Origin of the sequence: Barnesiella intestinihominis YIT 11860, assembly GCF_000296465.1 — a bacterium.
Taxonomy (GTDB): Bacteria; Bacteroidota; Bacteroidia; order Bacteroidales; family Barnesiellaceae; genus Barnesiella; species Barnesiella intestinihominis.
In genome coordinates this window covers 337,962-355,445 of sequence record NZ_JH815203.1, presented here as the reverse complement: position 1 = coordinate 355,445, position 17,484 = coordinate 337,962, and the positions used below count along the sequence as shown (strand labels likewise).

14 protein-coding genes are annotated in these 17,484 nt (G+C 43.0%); 5 read left to right on the top strand and 9 right to left on the bottom strand.

Annotated elements, in window-relative coordinates; all coding sequences use genetic code 11:
* Positions 1–34 precede the first annotated feature (34 nt).
* From HMPREF9448_RS01650 to HMPREF9448_RS01640, 3 genes are all read right to left on the bottom strand, one after another.
* Positions 35–955 (bottom strand): NAD(P)-dependent oxidoreductase, encoded by a 921-nt coding sequence (locus HMPREF9448_RS01650; RefSeq protein WP_008860838.1) that lies wholly within the window; start codon positions 953–955, stop codon positions 35–37.
* A gap of 12 nt (positions 956–967) precedes the next feature.
* Positions 968–2,035 (bottom strand): 3-phosphoserine/phosphohydroxythreonine transaminase, encoded by a 1,068-nt coding sequence (serC, locus tag HMPREF9448_RS01645; protein WP_008860837.1) that lies wholly within the window; start codon positions 2,033–2,035, stop codon positions 968–970.
* A gap of 153 nt (positions 2,036–2,188) precedes the next feature.
* Positions 2,189–3,460 (bottom strand): replication-associated recombination protein A, encoded by a 1,272-nt coding sequence (locus tag HMPREF9448_RS01640; protein ID WP_008860836.1) that lies wholly within the window; start codon positions 3,458–3,460, stop codon positions 2,189–2,191.
* A gap of 165 nt (positions 3,461–3,625) precedes the next feature.
* Here HMPREF9448_RS01640 and HMPREF9448_RS01635 point away from each other — a divergent pair, with 165 nt between their 5' ends.
* Positions 3,626–5,254, top strand: coding sequence for a sialidase family protein (locus tag HMPREF9448_RS01635; protein ID WP_008860835.1), 1,629 nt, complete (start codon positions 3,626–3,628; stop codon positions 5,252–5,254).
* A gap of 141 nt (positions 5,255–5,395) precedes the next feature.
* Positions 5,396–5,866, top strand: coding sequence for a hypothetical protein (locus tag HMPREF9448_RS01630; protein WP_008860834.1), 471 nt, complete (start codon positions 5,396–5,398; stop codon positions 5,864–5,866).
* An 87-nt stretch (positions 5,867–5,953) separates the two neighbouring features.
* Here the strand turns inward: HMPREF9448_RS01630 and clpB are convergent, their stop codons facing one another.
* Positions 5,954–8,542, bottom strand: coding sequence for an ATP-dependent chaperone ClpB (gene clpB / locus HMPREF9448_RS01625; RefSeq protein WP_008860833.1), 2,589 nt, complete (start codon positions 8,540–8,542; stop codon positions 5,954–5,956).
* Positions 8,543–8,797: 255 nt separating this feature from the next.
* Entirely contained in the window at positions 8,798–9,619 is an 822-nt protein-coding gene (locus HMPREF9448_RS14570) for a hypothetical protein (protein WP_008860832.1), read from the bottom strand.
* A gap of 412 nt (positions 9,620–10,031) precedes the next feature.
* Between HMPREF9448_RS14570 and tgt the strand changes: the two genes are divergently transcribed.
* From tgt to HMPREF9448_RS01600, 3 genes are all read left to right on the top strand, one after another.
* Positions 10,032–11,162 (top strand): tRNA guanosine(34) transglycosylase Tgt, encoded by a 1,131-nt coding sequence (gene tgt / locus HMPREF9448_RS01610; RefSeq protein ID WP_008860831.1) that lies wholly within the window; start codon positions 10,032–10,034, stop codon positions 11,160–11,162.
* A gap of 11 nt (positions 11,163–11,173) precedes the next feature.
* Positions 11,174–12,250, top strand: coding sequence for an LptF/LptG family permease (locus tag HMPREF9448_RS01605; protein WP_040295901.1), 1,077 nt, complete (start codon positions 11,174–11,176; stop codon positions 12,248–12,250).
* Positions 12,251–12,353: 103 nt separating this feature from the next.
* Complete coding sequence (locus HMPREF9448_RS01600) at positions 12,354–12,848, top strand: RNA polymerase sigma factor (RefSeq protein WP_008860829.1); 495 nt, start codon at positions 12,354–12,356, stop codon at positions 12,846–12,848.
* 91 nt (positions 12,849–12,939) lie between these two features.
* On the opposite strand, the gene HMPREF9448_RS01595 is transcribed toward HMPREF9448_RS01600, so the two are convergent.
* Genes HMPREF9448_RS01595 through HMPREF9448_RS01580 form a run of 4 tightly spaced genes read right to left on the bottom strand, consistent with a single transcriptional unit; the run spans position 12,940 to position 17,482 of the window.
* Positions 12,940–15,444 (bottom strand): TonB-dependent receptor domain-containing protein, encoded by a 2,505-nt coding sequence (locus HMPREF9448_RS01595; protein WP_008860828.1) that lies wholly within the window; start codon positions 15,442–15,444, stop codon positions 12,940–12,942.
* 45 nt (positions 15,445–15,489) lie between these two features.
* Positions 15,490–16,230 carry a hypothetical protein gene (locus HMPREF9448_RS01590; protein WP_008860827.1) on the bottom strand — a complete coding sequence of 247 codons (741 nt, stop codon included), beginning with the start codon at positions 16,228–16,230 and terminating at the stop codon, positions 15,490–15,492.
* Entirely contained in the window at positions 16,227–16,619 is a 393-nt protein-coding gene (locus tag HMPREF9448_RS01585; RefSeq protein ID WP_008860826.1) for a GntR family transcriptional regulator, read from the bottom strand. Before HMPREF9448_RS01585 ends, HMPREF9448_RS01590 begins: the two co-directional genes overlap by 4 nt.
* A 2-nt stretch (positions 16,620–16,621) precedes the next feature.
* Positions 16,622–17,482, bottom strand: coding sequence for a hypothetical protein (locus tag HMPREF9448_RS01580; protein ID WP_008860825.1), 861 nt, complete (start codon positions 17,480–17,482; stop codon positions 16,622–16,624).
* Positions 17,483–17,484: the final 2 nt, after the last annotated feature.

Below are 17,484 nucleotides of genomic sequence, written 5' to 3'. Positions count from 1 at the left end.
CGTACTTAGGGGATTCGGAAATATGTCAACAATGTTATTTATTGACTCTGAACTTGTCTATACCGTCTTTTAGGTATCCGACCGATTGTCGGGCGGCAGCGATACCTGCATTGATGTTCGCTTCGGCGGTTTGGGCTCCCATTTTTTTCGGAGTGAAGAATACTCGGTTGCCGAATTTCTCTTTTAAAGTGTCGGCAATAGTCGGTGCAACATCGGCTACATAGTGAAAATCGGTACGTTCTTCGAGTATGCGTGCCAGATCTTCTTCATATATCACCTCTTTACGAGCCGTGTTGATGAGAAGAGCTCCTTTGGGCATAAGCGAAAGCAACGAGTAGTTGATCGATTGCTTCGTTTCGGCCGTAGCCGGGATATGCAGCGATACGAATTGACATGTTTTATAAAGCTCTTCGGCCGATGCGACAGGCGTTACACCGTCTTTTTTCATCACATCGTCGGGGCAATAAGGATCGAATGCATAAACTTCCATGTCGAATCCTTTGGCGATACGGGCCACATTACGACCTACTTGTCCGTAGGCATGGATTCCTAGTTTTTTCCCTTTCAATTCCGTACCCGATGTTCCATTGAAATGATTTCGTATCATTAAGATAGTCATACCGAACACGAGCTCGGCCACAGCGTTGGAGTTTTGTCCGGGGGTGTTCATTACACATACTCCTTTGGCAGTAGCCGCGTTGAGGTCGATATTGTCATAACCCGCTCCGGCACGTACTACGATTTTTAATTTTGGGGCGGTGTCAAAAACTTCGGCATCGACGATATCGCTGCGCACAATGAGGCCTTCAACATCTTCGACTGCTTTTAGTAGAGCGGCTTTATCGGGGTATTTTTCCAAAAGAACCATTTCGACACCTGCGTTGTCGAGAACTTCTTTGATTCCATTTACTGCAACGGCGGCAAACGGCTTTTCAGTAGCAACTAATACTTTCATGGTTTTTCTATATTAGTGTTTCTTCTCAAATTCTTTCATGGTAGCTACGAGGGCTTCGACACTCGATTTAGGCATAGCGTTATAAATGGAAGCTCTGAATCCACCTACCGAACGGTGTCCTTTAATACCTACCATGCCTTGTGAGGAAGCAAATTCGATAAATTCACTTTCGAGGTCTTTATATTCTTCTTTCATAACGAAGCAGACATTCATGATGGAGCGATCTTCGTGAGCTGCTGTTCCGACGAAAATTTTACTGGAATCGATAGCATCGTAGAGGATAGCTGCTTTTTCCAAATCACGCTTTTCCATCTCTTTGATACCTCCCATCTCCTTATAATATTTCAAGGTCTGCAATGCCGAGTAGATGGGGAGACAGGGAGGCGTATTGAACATCGATCCTTTTTTGATGTGGGTGCGATAGTCGAGCATGGTGGGGATAGCCCGGTCTACATGTCCGAGTGCATCTTCTTTGACAATCACGATAGTAACTCCGGCAGGGGCTAAATTTTTTTGAGCTCCGGCGTAGATGACGTTATATTTGGAAACGTCGATAGGTCGGGAGAAAATATCGGAAGACATATCGGCTACAAGAGGTACATTTACGTCTGGGTCAAATCGCATTTCTGTTCCGTATATCGTGTTGTTGGAGGTAAAGTGGAAATAATCAACATCATCGGGGATAGTATATCCTTTGGGGATATAAGAGAAGTTGGCTTCTTTCGAAGAAGCGACAACATCTACTTCTCCGAACAATTTAGCTTCTTTGATTGCATTTACAGCCCATGTTCCGGTTTCGAGGTAAGCAGCTTTACGGTTCAACAAATTATATGGAACCATACAGAATTGCATGCTGGCCCCTCCACCTAAAAATAGGACATCATATCCGGCAGGGACTTCGAGCAACTCTTTTACTAGGGTTTTAGCTTCTTCGATAACCGCTGTAAATTCTTTGCTGCGATGTGATATTTCCAACAGAGACAGACCTGTATCTGCGAAATTAAGTACGGCATCCGCTGTGTTTTTAATGGTGTATTCGCTCAGAATAGAAGGGCCTGCATAGAAATTGTGCTTCTTCATAACGATCTTTGTTTAGTAGTTTGGTATAATTTGGTTTTGATAGATTACAAAAGTAATTCTTTTTTTCTTAGTTTTTATGCGCTTTGAAATATTTTGTTACAAAAATTTACAAAATGACGGCTATTTGTTAGCCCGAGATAGCATTTCGACAGATTATTTGTATCGGTCTTTCCATAGCTTATTTAGATGATCTTTCAGCTTGTTCTCCGCAACGTTATCCTGAGGCTTCCACCAATTATTGTCTTTCAACTCGTTTGGTAAATATTGCTGATTGACGAAGTTACCCGTATAATCGTGTGCATATTTGTAATTTTTTCCATACTCCAACTCTTTCATCAATTGTGTCGGTGCATTCCTAAGATGTAGCGGAACAGGAAGGTTTCCTGTTGTTTTTACCGTTTCTAGTGCTTGATTTATCGCCATGTAGGCCGAATTGCTTTTGGGTGAACTAGCCAGATAGATTGTCGTTTCGGCCATGATGATGCGACTCTCCGGCCACCCTATATTTTGTACAGCATCGAAGCAAGCGTTGGCTAAAAGCAGGGCATTGGGGTTTGCCAGTCCTACATCTTCGGAAGCCAATATAACCAATCGTCGTGCGATGAAAGCGGGGTCTTCACCTCCTTCGACCATGCGGGCAAGCCAATAGATTGCGGCATCCGGATCGCTGCCACGTATGGATTTGATAAATGCCGATATGATATCGTAGTGCATTTCGCCGTTTTTGTCGTAGGCGGCAGGATTTTGTTGTAACCGTTCCGTTACAATCGCATCGTCGATGATTATTTTTTCGTTCTCTCCGACCGCTTGGGATACGAGATCGATGATGTTTAGCAGCTTTCGGGCATCCCCTCCTGAATAACGAAATAGAGCATCGGTCTCTTTTACTTCTATATCGCGTTCTTTCAGATAAGTATCGGAATGTATAGCTCTGTCGAGCAGTAGCTGCAAGTGCTTTACTTCGAGTGATTTGAGGACATATACCTGACAACGGGAGAGCAGGGGACGTATTACTTCGAAAGAGGGATTCTCGGTCGTTGCTCCGATGAGCGTCACCGTACCGTATTCGACCGCGCCGAGGAGAGAGTCTTGCTGTGATTTGCTGAACCGGTGGATTTCATCGATGAACAGTATGGGACGTACTTTGGAAAAAATATTGGCTTTGCATCGATCTATTACTTCGCGAACTTCTTTTACGCCGGATTGTACGGCACTCAATGTGAAGAATGGTGCTTGTAATTGTTGCGATATGATGTGAGCCAGAGTTGTTTTTCCGACACCCGGAGGCCCCCAAAGAATGAAAGACGAAATTTTACCCGCATCGATCATACGCCGCAGTACGGCTCCCGGTCCTACCAGATGTTCCTGTCCGATGTATTCGTCTAAGTTTTTGGGCCTTAGTCTTTCTGCCAGAGGTTGTAACATAAATTACTTGTTTCTGTTGATACAAATATACTTGTTTTGAACCGTTTTTGCAAGGAAAGAAACGGAAAGATAGAGCCGTTTATGAGAAGTATGAAAATCGGCTGGTTTTTGGAGTAATAAGTAAAAAACTGTTATCTTTATTCCGCAAATTTAATTAGATATGTCATGAAGAGACTTTTTCTTTTTTCCTTGTTAATTGGATATTGGTCGGTAGTAAGAGCTTCGGATACGGTTTTTATAAAAGAGGCACAAGTCCCCATTTTGATAGAACGGCAGGATAATCTATTATTTTATCTTCGATTCGATGCACGAGACAGCCGAATGCTTGATGGAGTAACAGTAGACTTGTCGAGGTGTAAAAATCTCGACGATATTCAATCTGTAAAGCTCTATTATGGTGGAACAGAAGCCCGTCAAGAAGAGGATAAGAATCGATTTGCTCCGGTTAGTTATATTTCGAGTTTCAGTCCCGGTAAGACATTGTCGGCATATCCTTCTTATTCGATAAAATGTGCCGAGGAATCGAATGTGTCTGAGTCGGTGGTTTTGGAATGTAATTACAAATTATTTCCGGGAGTTAATTTCTTTTGGGTGAGTTTGCAGGTGAGACCCGGCACATCTCTTTTATCTAAGGTGACGGCCGATTTGAGTTCTGTGACAATAGACGGGAAAGAGGCTATTTGTAAAAAAATGTCGCCCGACGGTATTGTACACCGCATGGGAGTAGGTGTTCGTCATGCTGGTAACGACGGTGCTTCGGCGTTTCGTATTCCCGGATTGGTCACTACGAATAAAGGTACATTGTTGGGTGTGTATGATGTGCGTTATAACAGTAGCGTGGATCTGCAAGAACATGTAGATGTTGGATTGAGTCGTAGTACCGATGGCGGGAGTACATGGGAGAAAATGAGATTGCCGCTTTCTTTCGGAGAGACCGGAGGCTTGCCGGCTGCCCAAAATGGGGTAGGAGACCCTTCTATCTTGGTCGATACAAAGACAAATACAGTGTGGATTGTCGCGGCGTGGACACACGGTATGGGGAATCAACGGGCATGGTGGAGTTCACAGCCGGGAATGGAAAAGAGCTATACGGCTCAACTCGTGATGACGAAGAGTACCGATGACGGCAAAACTTGGTCGAAGCCGATTAATATAACCGGGCAGGTGAAAGATCCTTCTTGGTATTTCCTACTTCAAGGGCCGGGGCGAGGTATTACCATGCAGGACGGCACGTTGGTATTTCCCATTCAGTTCATAGATTCGACTCGTATTCCGAATGCTGGTATTATGTATAGTAAGGACCGGGGTAAAACTTGGAATATACATAATCTGGCACGGACAAATACGACAGAGGCTCAGGTCGTGGAGATAGAGCCGGGAGTGTTGATGTTGAATATGCGGGATAACCGGGGAGGAAGCCGAGCCGTAGCCATAACCGAGGATTTGGGAAAAACATGGACCGAGCATGAGTCGTCCCGAAAAGCTTTGCAAGAACCCGTGTGTATGGCGAGTCTGATTCATGTTCGTGCCGAAGATAATGTATTGGGTAGGGATATCCTTCTTTTCTCGAATCCCAACACGAAGAAGGGGCGCAACCATATTACGATTAAAGCCAGTTTAGATAAAGGCCTGACGTGGTTGCCAGAAAATCAAGTGATGTTGGACGAAGATGAGGGGTGGGGATATACCTGTCTGACCATGATCGATCGTGAGACAGTGGGTATTTTATATGAGAGTAGCGTGGCTCACATGACTTTCCAAGCTATTAAGTTGAAAGACTTAATTCGGGAATAACAATTCTCCATTTTGTTAAAAGTGCTAAATTTAAACATTTCGCAGAACGTGTGGTTAAACCTTTGGACAAAAACAGAGTCTTATAAACAGATTCGCGAATAAATAAATTGAAGAAAACTTTTTAATGAAAGGAGAAAATTTATGAAAAAGGCAATAGTATCGTTCGCTCTTGTTCTCGTTTTATCGATGAGTTCATTTGCCGGTAATAAAGTAAAGAACGAACGGAAAGAGAAATGTGAATTCCCTTGTGAACAAATGGTGAAAGATTTGAATCTTAGCGAAAAACAGCTTTCTCAATTAAAAGAAGCCGATAAGACGTTCGATACGGAAGTAAAAGCGATTCGAGAGAAAAAGAAGGAATTTGAGAAATCGAATCGAGAATCGATGAAAGCGGCTAAGGTTCGTCGGGATTCCACATTTAAATCTATTCTGACCAAAGATCAGTATATTCAGTATTTGGAACAGAAAGTGGCACGATTGGAAAAACGAGCAGCCCGCGATTCTTGGCGTGAAAGATTTGGGACTCCATTTATGGGGAAAGATATGAAACTGGGTCGCCAGTTTCCCGATTTTAATCCCTTGCCGAGGAGTGAAAAGAATGTAGAAAAATAATAGAGAACAGAGAATAAATAGGTTTTCGGTAGAAAAAAAGGAGGTGCATCGTGCATTACGACGCACCTCCTTGCTTTTTATCTCGTTTCAGTTACGAAATACGATTTGGTCATTTTCGGTATCGACTATGATAGGCTTCGATCGGTCTACTTTCTGGGCCAGCAGGTCTTTCGACAACTGGTTCAAGATAAGCCGGTGTATCACTCGTTTTACCGGACGTGCTCCAAACTCAGGGTCGTAGCCTTCGGTTGCAATCAAGCCCAGTGCTTTGGGTGTAATTTCGAGGGTGACACCGTTTTTCTCCAACATCTTTTTGATGTTGTCGATTTGTAACGACACAATCTCTTCGATTTCTTTCTCGCTCAACGGGGTGAACATAATCGTTTCGTCTATACGGTTGAGAAATTCGGGACGTATGGTTTGTTTCAACATATTCAAGACCGCTTCTTTTGTCTTTTCGATGACTTCGGTTTTGTTGGCAGAGGTCATCTTTTCAAAATTTTCGCGTATCAAGGCGGAACCCATATTCGAAGTCATGATGATAATGGTGTTTTTGAAATTAACCAATCGGCCTTTGTTATCGGTCAATCGTCCGTCATCGAGTACCTGCAACAGAATGTTGAAGATGTCGGGGTGAGCCTTTTCTATTTCGTCGAACAAAACCACCGAATAAGGTTTACGCCTGATTGCTTCGGTCAGTTGGCCACCTTCGTCGTATCCAACGTATCCCGGAGGGGAACCGATGAGACGAGTGGCACTGAATTTCTCTTGATATTCACTCATGTCGATACGAGTCATCATGTTCTCGTCGTCAAACAGATATTCGGCAAGAGCTTTCGCTAACTCGGTTTTACCCACACCGGTCGTACCGAGGAAGATGAACGACCCGATAGGCCTACGAGGATCATTCAATCCGGCACGACTCCGACGAACGGCGTCGGCAATGGCCGTGATGGCCTCGTTCTGACCTACAACTCGTTTGTGCAGTTCCTCTTCGAGGTGGAGCAGTTTGTCTTTTTCGCTTTGCATCATTTTGTTTACCGGAATGCCTGTCCAGCGAGATACGACGTCGGCGATGTCCTCGGCATCGACTTCCTCTTTAATCATAGCTTTGTCACCTTGCAACTCGTGTAGCTTTTGTTGCGTGGCATGGATTTCGTCTTCTTTTTGTTTGATTTTGGCATACCGTATTTCGGCTACTTTACCATAATCGCCCTCTCGTTCGGCTTTATCGGCTTCGAAACGTAAGTTCTCGATGTCGATTTTATTTTGCTGTATGCGGTTAACCAGTTCTTTTTCCGATTGCCATTTGGCTCTGAATTTAGTTTCCTCTTCTTTCAGGTCGGCAATTTCTTTGGCTAACTGTTGCAGCTTTTCGGTATCGTTTTCACGTTTGATAGCTTCGCGTTCGATTTCCAATTGTTTGATTCGTCGGGATATTTCGTCCAAAGCCTCTGGAACCGAATCTACTTCTATGCGCAGTTTTGCTGCCGCTTCGTCCATCAAGTCTATGGCTTTATCGGGTAGGAATCGGTCTGTTATATATCGTTCGGATAATTGTACGGCTGCTATGATAGCATCGTCTTTAATCCTCACTTTATGGTGATTTTCATACCGCTCTTTCAGACCTCTCAAAATCGAGATAGAGCTCATTTCGTCGGGTTCGTCGACCATGACGATTTGGAACCTACGTTCGAGAGCTTTGTCCTTTTCAAAATATTTTTGGTATTCGTCGAGCGTAGTAGCGCCGATAGACCTCAATTCTCCTCTTGCCAAAGCCGGTTTCAGAATATTGGCAGCATCCATTGCTCCGTCGCCTTTACCGGCTCCCACCAACGTGTGTATCTCGTCGATAAAGAGGATAATTTCTCCCTCGCTTTGAATGACTTCGTTGACTACCGATTTCAGCCTTTCTTCAAATTCTCCTTTGTATTTGGCTCCGGCAACCAAAGCTCCCATGTCGAGAGAAAAGATTTGTTTGCTTTTCAGGTTTTCGGGAACGTCTCCGCGTACGATACGATGCGCCAGTCCTTCGGCTATGGCTGTTTTACCCGTACCCGGTTCACCTATCAAGATAGGATTGTTTTTGGTTCGACGACTCAGAATTTGTAATACACGTCTGATTTCTTCGTCTCGTCCGATAACAGGGTCGAGTTTCCCGTTACGGGCACGTTCGTTCAAATTGATTGCATATTTGCTCAACGCATTGTAGGTGTCTTCGGCCGAAGCTGCGGTTACTTTCTTCCCTTTTCGCAATTCGTCGATAGCTGCGCCCAGTTCTTTTTCGGTTATGCCTGCATCTTTCATGAATGCAGAGGCCGGACTTTTCACGAGGAATAATCCCATGAGCATGGCTTCCAATGCCACGAACTGGTCTCCGAGTTTATTGGAATAGTCGATTGCTTTTTGTAGAGCATCGTTAGCTTCCCGACTCAGATAGGGCTCACCTCCGTTCACTTTCGGAAGCGATTCTATTTCTCTGTCGACTTGGTTGTTTAGCAATCCTGCGTTGACTCCCAATTTTTGAAAAAGGTATGAGGTGAGGCTTTCGCCTACTTGCAAGATACCTTTTAGAAGGTGTACCGGTTCTATGGATTGTTCGTTGTGATTACGAACAATCTCCACAGCCTTTTGGATAGCCTCCTGCGATTTGATTGTGAAATTGTCGAAATTCATATATTTATTCTCCTTTCTATTTTATCTTTTTTTTGTTTTTACATTGGGATATAGTCAAAAGAAATGCCAGCCGTGTTTTAATGAAATATTGTCTGAAAATCAATCTGTTAATATGACATAATGTCTATATTTCCGATACGTTGGAAAGGTTCGGATCTATAAGAAGTTCATTTATAATTCTTTTTGTTTCTGACAAAATGACTTGTTTATTTTTTACAACACGGATGCAGCATAGAAAGTTCGGAGGAACAGAGGCTATCGGGTCTCGTTTATTTTCGGTGAAGATGCTGCGGAGATGGTATCGATAGCCGTTTGGGGACGCTCTTTTCCAAAGAGCGGTGCTGTAAATTTCGGCTTGGAAGGTTCGACGATGGTATCGTTTTTCAGTAAGGTGGATATCTGAACGGGATTGGCAATCGTACTTACCGGGACATTACGTTTCCATTCGATGCTTCGTTTTATTGAATCAGTCTCATGTTTGGTGAGCGGGCGGGTAGTGTTCCCGAAAAGGGTCATTAAAACCATTTTGGTGCGTAGGGCTCTTTTCTTGCGTTGCCAGTTACGGTATATTTCGACAGGGTCGAGGAGTCCCACATAAGAGACGCCTATACCGAAGGGCATGGTGTTGGGTGCACTCATCGACCAGCTGTTGACAGGAGCGGGTTTGTCATTGGAGAGAGGCCGTAACAAGTTACGTAATACAAACATATCGACCATTCGCGCGATTGTTTCGTCGTGAAGGCTGGCTATGCTGTCTTTCACTGCGTGCAGTAAAATTACGTTTAACATGAATTCCGATGGATTTTCGGGAAACATGGTTGAGGGACGCATGATGTTTAAAGATGCAGATTCGAGGTGCTCGTTCAGCTTTTTCTGCATGAACCGATCGTTGGGTGTAGAAGAGGGTAGCTGTTCGGTACGGGGCCACGACAATTCACCTCCTTTTATTTCCAATTCCGACCCATTGCCCGGCCGCATGGGAGGAGGCGTGGAAGATTGGGCATATGCGGTGTGGCAGAAAAAAGACAGCCCGCATGTCCAACATAAAAAAACTATTATCGTTCGAGGCGTCAGCATAACAGCTGCAAATATATCTTCTATTTGATAAACTACTCGATGTTTAAAAAGAAATTAACCGATATAATATTATATAAACGTATTTGTAAATACTCCGTAGGATAAAGATATCGAAGTAATTCTTTTTAATGTTTTTTATGTTTGTCGGTGTGTCTTGTCGTTTTTAGTGAAAATCAAGTTTATTTGATTTTGTCCATCATTTGCTTCTGACAGCAGTTCGCATTTTTTGACGACAGTCCAAGACAGGCATGACCCAACAGAGCTAAAATAAATTTTGTTCTATATTCGCCTTGCATTATCTTTGTTCCCGAATAAAGTAAAGAAACTGTTTTGAGTTTTTTCGAGCAGATGTTGTCAATCAGTTTTTCTGTTTTTTCATTTGTGTTATTTTTTCGAGTAAAAAGGACGGACAATGGATTTTGAACTGGTACATACCGATGAGTGTACCCATGCGAGGGCCGGAGTGATAACGACCGATCATGGGAAGATACAGACCCCTATATTTATGCCTGTGGGAACGGTGGCCTCGGTCAAGGCCGTGCATCAGCGCGAGTTGAGGGACGATATTAAGGCACAAATAATCTTGGGGAATACCTATCATCTGTATTTACGTCCGGGATTGGATATATTGCGTCAGGCCGGTGGACTGCACCGGTTTAACGGTTGGGAACGTCCTATTCTTACCGATAGTGGGGGGTTTCAGGTTTTTTCTTTGTCCGACCGTCGGAAACTGACAGAAGAGGGGGCCCACTTTCGTTCGCATATCGATGGCTCGAAACATCTTTTTACTCCCGAAAATGTGGTAGATACCCAACGTATTATCGGAGCGGATATTATGATGGCGCTCGACGAGTGTACTCCGGGCGATGCCGATTACGACTATGCCAAGAAATCATTGGCCTTGACACGCCGTTGGCTCGACCGGGGGTGGAAACACTTTTGTGAAACGGAGGGTTTGTATGGTTATAAGCAAACTTTTTTCCCGATTGTACAAGGCTGTGTCTATCCCGATTTGCGTATAGAGGCTGCGAAGCATGTCGCCGATTTGGGTGCTGACGGTAATGCCATCGGCGGATTGGCAGTGGGCGAACCTACGGAAAAAATGTATGAGATGATAGAGGTTGTCAACGAGGTCTTGCCTCAGGATAAACCACGTTATCTAATGGGGGTGGGGACACCGGCCAATATATTGGAAGGTATAGAGCGGGGTGTCGATATGTTCGACTGTGTGATGCCTACTCGCAATGGGCGCAATGGTATGCTGTTTACCCGTAACGGTATCATGAATATGCGGAATAAAAAGTGGGCCGATGATTTTTCTCCTCTCGACCCGGAGGGAACTTCTTATGTCGATACATGTTACAGTAAAGCCTATTTGCGCCATTTATTCATTAGTGAAGAAATACTGGCCATGCAGATAGCCTCGATACATAATCTGGCATTTTATGTATGGCTTACTCAGGAGGCACGTCGTCAAATTTTAGCCGGTACATTTAAGTCGTGGAAAGACGAGATGATATGCCGGGTGACTACACGATTGTAAAGAGGGACGAGATGAAGATATTGAAAAAAATAGATATCTATATTATCAAGAAGTTCTTGGGAACTTACTTTTTCGCGATAGCTTTGATTCTCGCTATTACGGTCATGTTCGATATTAACGAGAAATTGGATTCATTTTTGAAAGCGCCTTTGTCGGCGACGATATTCGACTATTTTTTCAATTTTCTTCCCTATTTTGCCAATCTGTTTAGTCCTCTGTTTACTTTTATCGCTGTTATATTTTTTACCTCCAAGCTGGCCGACAACTCCGAGGTTATAGCCATGTTGTCGAGCGGTATCAGTTTCAAGCGATTGTTTGTGCCTTATATGGTTTCGGCAGCCATTATCGCTGCATTGAATCTCTATTTGAGTTGCTATGTAATACCACCGGCCAATGTGACTCGTATCGAGTATATGAATACGTATGTCAAAAATAAGCGGGTAGATTATGCCAGTAATATTCAGTTGCAGGTAGAGCCGGGGGTAATAGCCTATATATCGCGCTATGACAACAGTAACAAAACTGGCTATCGTTTTTCTTTGGAGAAGTTCGACAAGAAAGTTCTTCAATCCCGATTGACTGCTCAAACCATTCATTACGATTCGGCTTATCACTGGCGGGTTAACAATTATGTGATTCGTAATTTCAACGGTATGCGGGAGGAATTGATAAAAGGGTCGACGCTCGATACGATTGTACCCATAGAACCTTCGGATTTCTTGATTTCGCAGAATGATAGCGAAGTGATGACTACTCCCGAACTACGGCGTTATATTATCCGTCAAAAAGAGAGAGGGGTCGCCAATATAAAAAATTTTGAGATAGAATATGAGCGGCGTTTCGCTATGGCTGCCGCGGCATTTATCTTGACAGCTATCGGTATGTCGTTGTCTTCCCGGAAGGTAAAAGGGGGTATGGGTATCAATATCGGTATAGGCTTGCTGTTAAGTTTCTCATATATATTATTCTCGACTGTGACTTCTACCTTTGCTGTATCGGGGGCTACTTCACCTATGTTGGCAATGTGGATACCCAATATCATCTATACGGTAATAGCGATCGTGCTATATAAGAAGGCTCCTAAGTAACCTCGCTTTCGAGCGTATTAGTAAAGAAAGGCAGTTTAAATTTTTTATTATAAAAATTAATCCTTATCTTTACTAAATTATTTTTTAATTTTCAGATATAATAATGATTCAAGAAGATTTTGAGCAGCATGTGGTAAAACTGCAAAATGCTCTGTTAGGCTTTGCCAAAAGTCTGACTCATAATGAAGACGAGGCGAAAGACCTATTGCAAGAAACATCGCTTAAAGCGTTGAGCAATAAAGCGATGTATGATGATTCCGGAAGTATTAAAAGTTGGTTATATACTATTATGCGTAATCTTTTCTTGAATTGTCGTCGCCATTCGTCTCGGCAAGAATCTCTTCCTACCGATTTTGAGATACCGGATACCGATGATATGCAAGGTGGAATAGAAGGTGAAGATTCTTTTTCTACAATCGATGTTCAACGTATTATGGATTTGTTGTCTATTGATAATCGTATCCTTTTTGGTTTATACTTGCAAGGATATCGTTATGACGAAATAGCCGACCGTTTACAAATGCCTTTGGGGACGGTGAAGGTGAGAATATATCGAATTAAGCAAGAATTGAGAACATATAAGAAGCAGTTGGTATAACTTATCGCTTGTTGATAATAAGATAAAAAGCCCCGGATTCTCACGAGTCCGGGGCTTTTTTCGTTTATTTAAATCAGGAAGTCAAAAGAGTCTATTGAATATTGGCCCCGCCTCCCATACCGCCGGCCCCACCACTGCTTTCGCTTTTTACATCGTCGTTGGTGATACTGCGTCGAGCTTTCTTGACCGATTCTTTCATTTGCCCGAAACGATAGGTGACTCCTAAGCGTACGTATTGACAAGGATCGTAGTTGTAGTTATCGATACGATATGCATCGTTTTTAATGTGCATGGTAAATTTGCGTTCTTTTGAAAAGGGATCGCTTACCGAAAGGTTCAGTTGAAGTTTCTTTTCAAAAAATGATTGACTGACACTGAACCCGCAAAATGCCATTGGTGCAGATGTTCCTACCAACATGCGAAATCCGGAGTAGTAACCGACGTTGGCACTTATTGCACCGTCTTTCCATGCGTTCCAACGTGCGCCGAGGTATCCGTTGTAATTCCAACCTTTGTTGGAATATCCTGCCGATTTGGAGCTATAATCTCCATATCCCCCGGAGAGGTTGGTGTAGAGGCTGAGGGTAGGAATGATATTTCCCGAAAAAAATACGTTCAAGTTACATTCTCTGGCTTTTCCGATATTGTCGTAAGTTACGTTGGCCACACCGTCTTCGTCCATGAAGATAGTCTGCTCTATCCCATTGTTTTGTATGCGTCCATTCAGTTCGGTGGCTAAGTTTAGTCCTTTTGCCGTAAACAATGTGTATCCTAAGGAGAATGTATGTGATATTTCCGATTCCAAATTAGGGTTACCATATACCAGTTGCATGGGGGTCGAACTGTCTTTGAACGGATTTAGCTGCCAAATTCCGGGCCTACTAAGCCTTTGAGTATAGGATAATTTGAATGTTTGCATATCTCGGGGTTGCCACGATAGGGTGACGTAAGGTACAATGTTGAAAAAATTGTTATCGAACTTTGTTTTTTTGGGTGTTTCCGTGACGTCGTAATTTGTAGTGCGGCCATCGTTCCAAGTCGATTCTAATCGGGCTCCTACTTTACCGCTCCATTTCTTAACTTTTAGTACATATCCGGTATAGACGCCTAAGATATGTTGTGTATAGTCGAGATCGTTGACCGGGAGCGGTGTTTGTTTCCAATCTTCGGTTGTTTCGTCCCAAATGCTTTTGTCTCTATCTCCATCGCTTACGTTACAGCGCATGATGTATTTTACCCCGCCCTCGATTTGATGCATATCGGTCAAGGGGTCGAAATAGTCTATCTGTATGGTTTGTTCGGTTCCGTGAGCTTTGTTTTTACTTTTTTCGATGTAGCTTTCTGAATGAAGAATCCCCTGATTTTCGGTCGTGTAGTCCGAGTTGTTGGGATTGTACTCGAATTGATACGAGGCTGTTAGCGTGCGGTCTTTTTTTGCGAAAGAGCGTTGGTAGTCGAGAGTACCCGATACAGAACCGTAGTCGCTGCTGGAACTTCCTAACGAACGATATTGACTGCTGATATCATTGGCGCGATTGAAATAGGTTTGATTCAAGTCATTTGTCGATTTGTTGTTTCCCAACCAGCCCCATGCCGAGAAACTGATGAGGTTAAGCGTGTCTATTTCATAACTGGCTTCGATGGACATGTTATGTCCGGCTCCCCGATATTTGGAAGAACCATATACTTCGGAGCGGTAAAATTCATCGTTGGCAAACGTCTCCATAAAAGCTTTCGAGTGACCTCCGTCGCCGTTGGTATAACGGCTTCCGGAGTATCTGCCGGAGAAAGCGAATTTCCCGATTTGGGAAGAGAGATAGACGTTTCCCCCGAAGCCTCCATAGGTGTCGGCATTTGCACCTACACTACCTACGATACCGTTGGTTTCCCGGCGGGAAACTGTGATGATGTTGATGATACCGCCTACACCTTCGGCCTCGTATTTGGAAGAGGGATTCGTGATAACTTCGATATTTTTAATCGTATTGGCCGGCATACTTTTGAGAACTTCTTTGACATTGTCTCCCGACATTACTGCCGAACTTTTCCCATTGACCAATACTTTATAGTTGCTTTGTCCGTTCAACCGTATATTTTCTTCGGCATCGACTGTAATCATGGGAACCTTCCTCAGCATATCCAGTGCATTATTGCTGGCGGCGTCTGGATCGGCTTCCATATCGTAAGTGATTTTATCGATGTCGCTTTTTATTAAAGGTTTTTGAGCGATGACTGTTACCTCGGATAACTCTGAACTTTCTGTAAGTTTTATGGTTCCTAAATCTTTATTTTTTTCATTTTCCGAAAGTGATATATCGACGTATTTTGTTCCGTAGCCAACCGATGAGACGACCAGACGATAATTTTGACCCGACGAAGCTGTGATCGTAAACTTCCCTAAGGCGTCCGAAGCGATTCGGCTCAATACTTTTCCTTCGTTGTTCTCTATCCCTATGGTGACAAACGGAATAGCTTCTCCGCTAATCGAATCGGTAACAGCCCCGTTTATTTTACAAGCGGTAGGGGCTGCTTGTGCCGCAGTACATAATGAGAATATAAATCCCAATAATATACCTAATTTGAAAACTCTTTTCATTTTTTACCTGATAAAATGTATTGTGGTTTAGTGAAATGATTTGTATTATTCGTCGGTTTTGACATTGATTTTCATTTTGAACGTTCCATGAGTGTCTGCACTGTCGTTATTCGTTTCGGAACCTATGGTTATATTATATTCATTGGACCATGTGTTAACGCCGATATTATTGTTGACGAGAGAGAAATCTCTGTATTTTTCTGGAAAAATGGCTGTGCCTATGTTGTTCTCGGTTATTTCCATCGGACGGTTTGTGCAGCTCAATGCAATCAGTCCACCGATGTTATTTTGAAGGAGGCGGATAGGAGCGGTATTTATGCTGTCTTGGAATATTAAGGTCCCTAAGTTTGATGAGACGATATCTGTTTCGCCCGAGGAATTGAGACTAATCTTACTGAGATTGGCATTTGCGATCTTGAATTTTATGTTCGGATTTTTGTTTTCGATAATTAGATTTACTTCTTCCTCATAAATGATATTGTAACTACTATGGGCGTTTCCCGATATACGAATCGTATCTTCGTCGTATCTGTGATTGTCGATAAGGGTCGATTCAGAATCGGCATCGGTCGTAATATTGATTGTAGTGCCGATGCTGTCGCTCCCGAAATATTCTTCGGTAATGATATATCGGGTAGGGGTATTCGGATCTGATTTATTCCATAGGGTCTGTATGCCTTTAAGCTTTGATTCGGGAGATAGGTTGTTGACCGTTTTTACGATTACGATAGGAGTGATTATTAGCAAGACGAGGAAAATAATCAGTATAATAGTAGAGCGTTTCATAATTGTGCGTTTGATGTTTTGGAATTTAATTTATCGATGAATTGTTTATACATGAGATCGATTTCTTCCATAGAAATGTTGAGTGTATATATCTGTATGAAGAAACGTTGTAATTCGTTTTTAAGGAACTCGTTACGGCGGTAGCTCTTTATTTTTATTTTGGCATCGGGCGAAACGAAGAACCCTATGCCTCGTTTGTTGAAGATGATGCTCTGGGTCTGCAAGAATTCATAAGAGCGCATGACCGTGTTGGCATTCACTTCCACGAGTGCGGCATATTCGCGTACCGAAGGTATGCGGCTCCCGATGGCATAGTGCCCTAACAGAATCTCGTCGCTGATTCGTTCGGCTATTTGTAAGTAGATGGTTTGGTTCTCTTTGAATTGCATGGCTATCGTTTGGTTTCATTTATTTCCAATTCTTTCAGTCTCAAATATCCGATGTATCCTAAAATAATTGTCTCGGCGATTTGGACGGTATTTATAAGCCAAAAGAAATTTGAGCTGTTATCGAAAAATTTTCCTATAAAAAGGTAGGAAACGGCTGAGCCGATTTCTTCATTTGTCAGAAATAAGGAGCAAGAAAATGAAAATACAATAGAAAAAAGAAAAAGAGCCGATACCGTTTTCAAGAAGCTGTTCTTCTGCCACAATGTGGCGCCGAGTGTGAATGTCGCGATTGTGCTAAGTACGGAGGTAACAAAGAATATCGTGGTAAACCCACTGTTTTTCCACATCGAGAAGCAACCCTGCAAAGGTGTTCCCGGATTGAATATTTCGCCTCTTATGGTAGAAGATATTAGCTCCGATGCATATTGGGCTACGACAATGGCTGCGAAAAATAGTAAAGGATATAGGACAATGGTCGACAATAGATGTGCGATATATTTTTCGGCTATCGATACCGGAACGGTAAGATAGACTACTCGTTTAGAACGTATCCCTATTTGGTCGGCGAGACTTGAACTGCTTTTGGCGATATAGATGAAAAATCCGAGCCAAATAAGCATTTGTGCACCGCTTGATGTAATGAACGGCTGGCCGTCCGTATGGAAAATAAACATCAATAATGTATAAATGCCGGTCAAGGATATAAATTGCAGGGAGAGTCCTCTTTTCCATTCATATACTTGTTTGGTGCAATATTTCCAAAAACGTTTGGGCTGGAATATATGGGCCGTCACAGACCATCTGAAATAGCCTAAACTGAATTTCCCGATTCGTACGGGATCGATGATATCGGTTTCTTTCATGT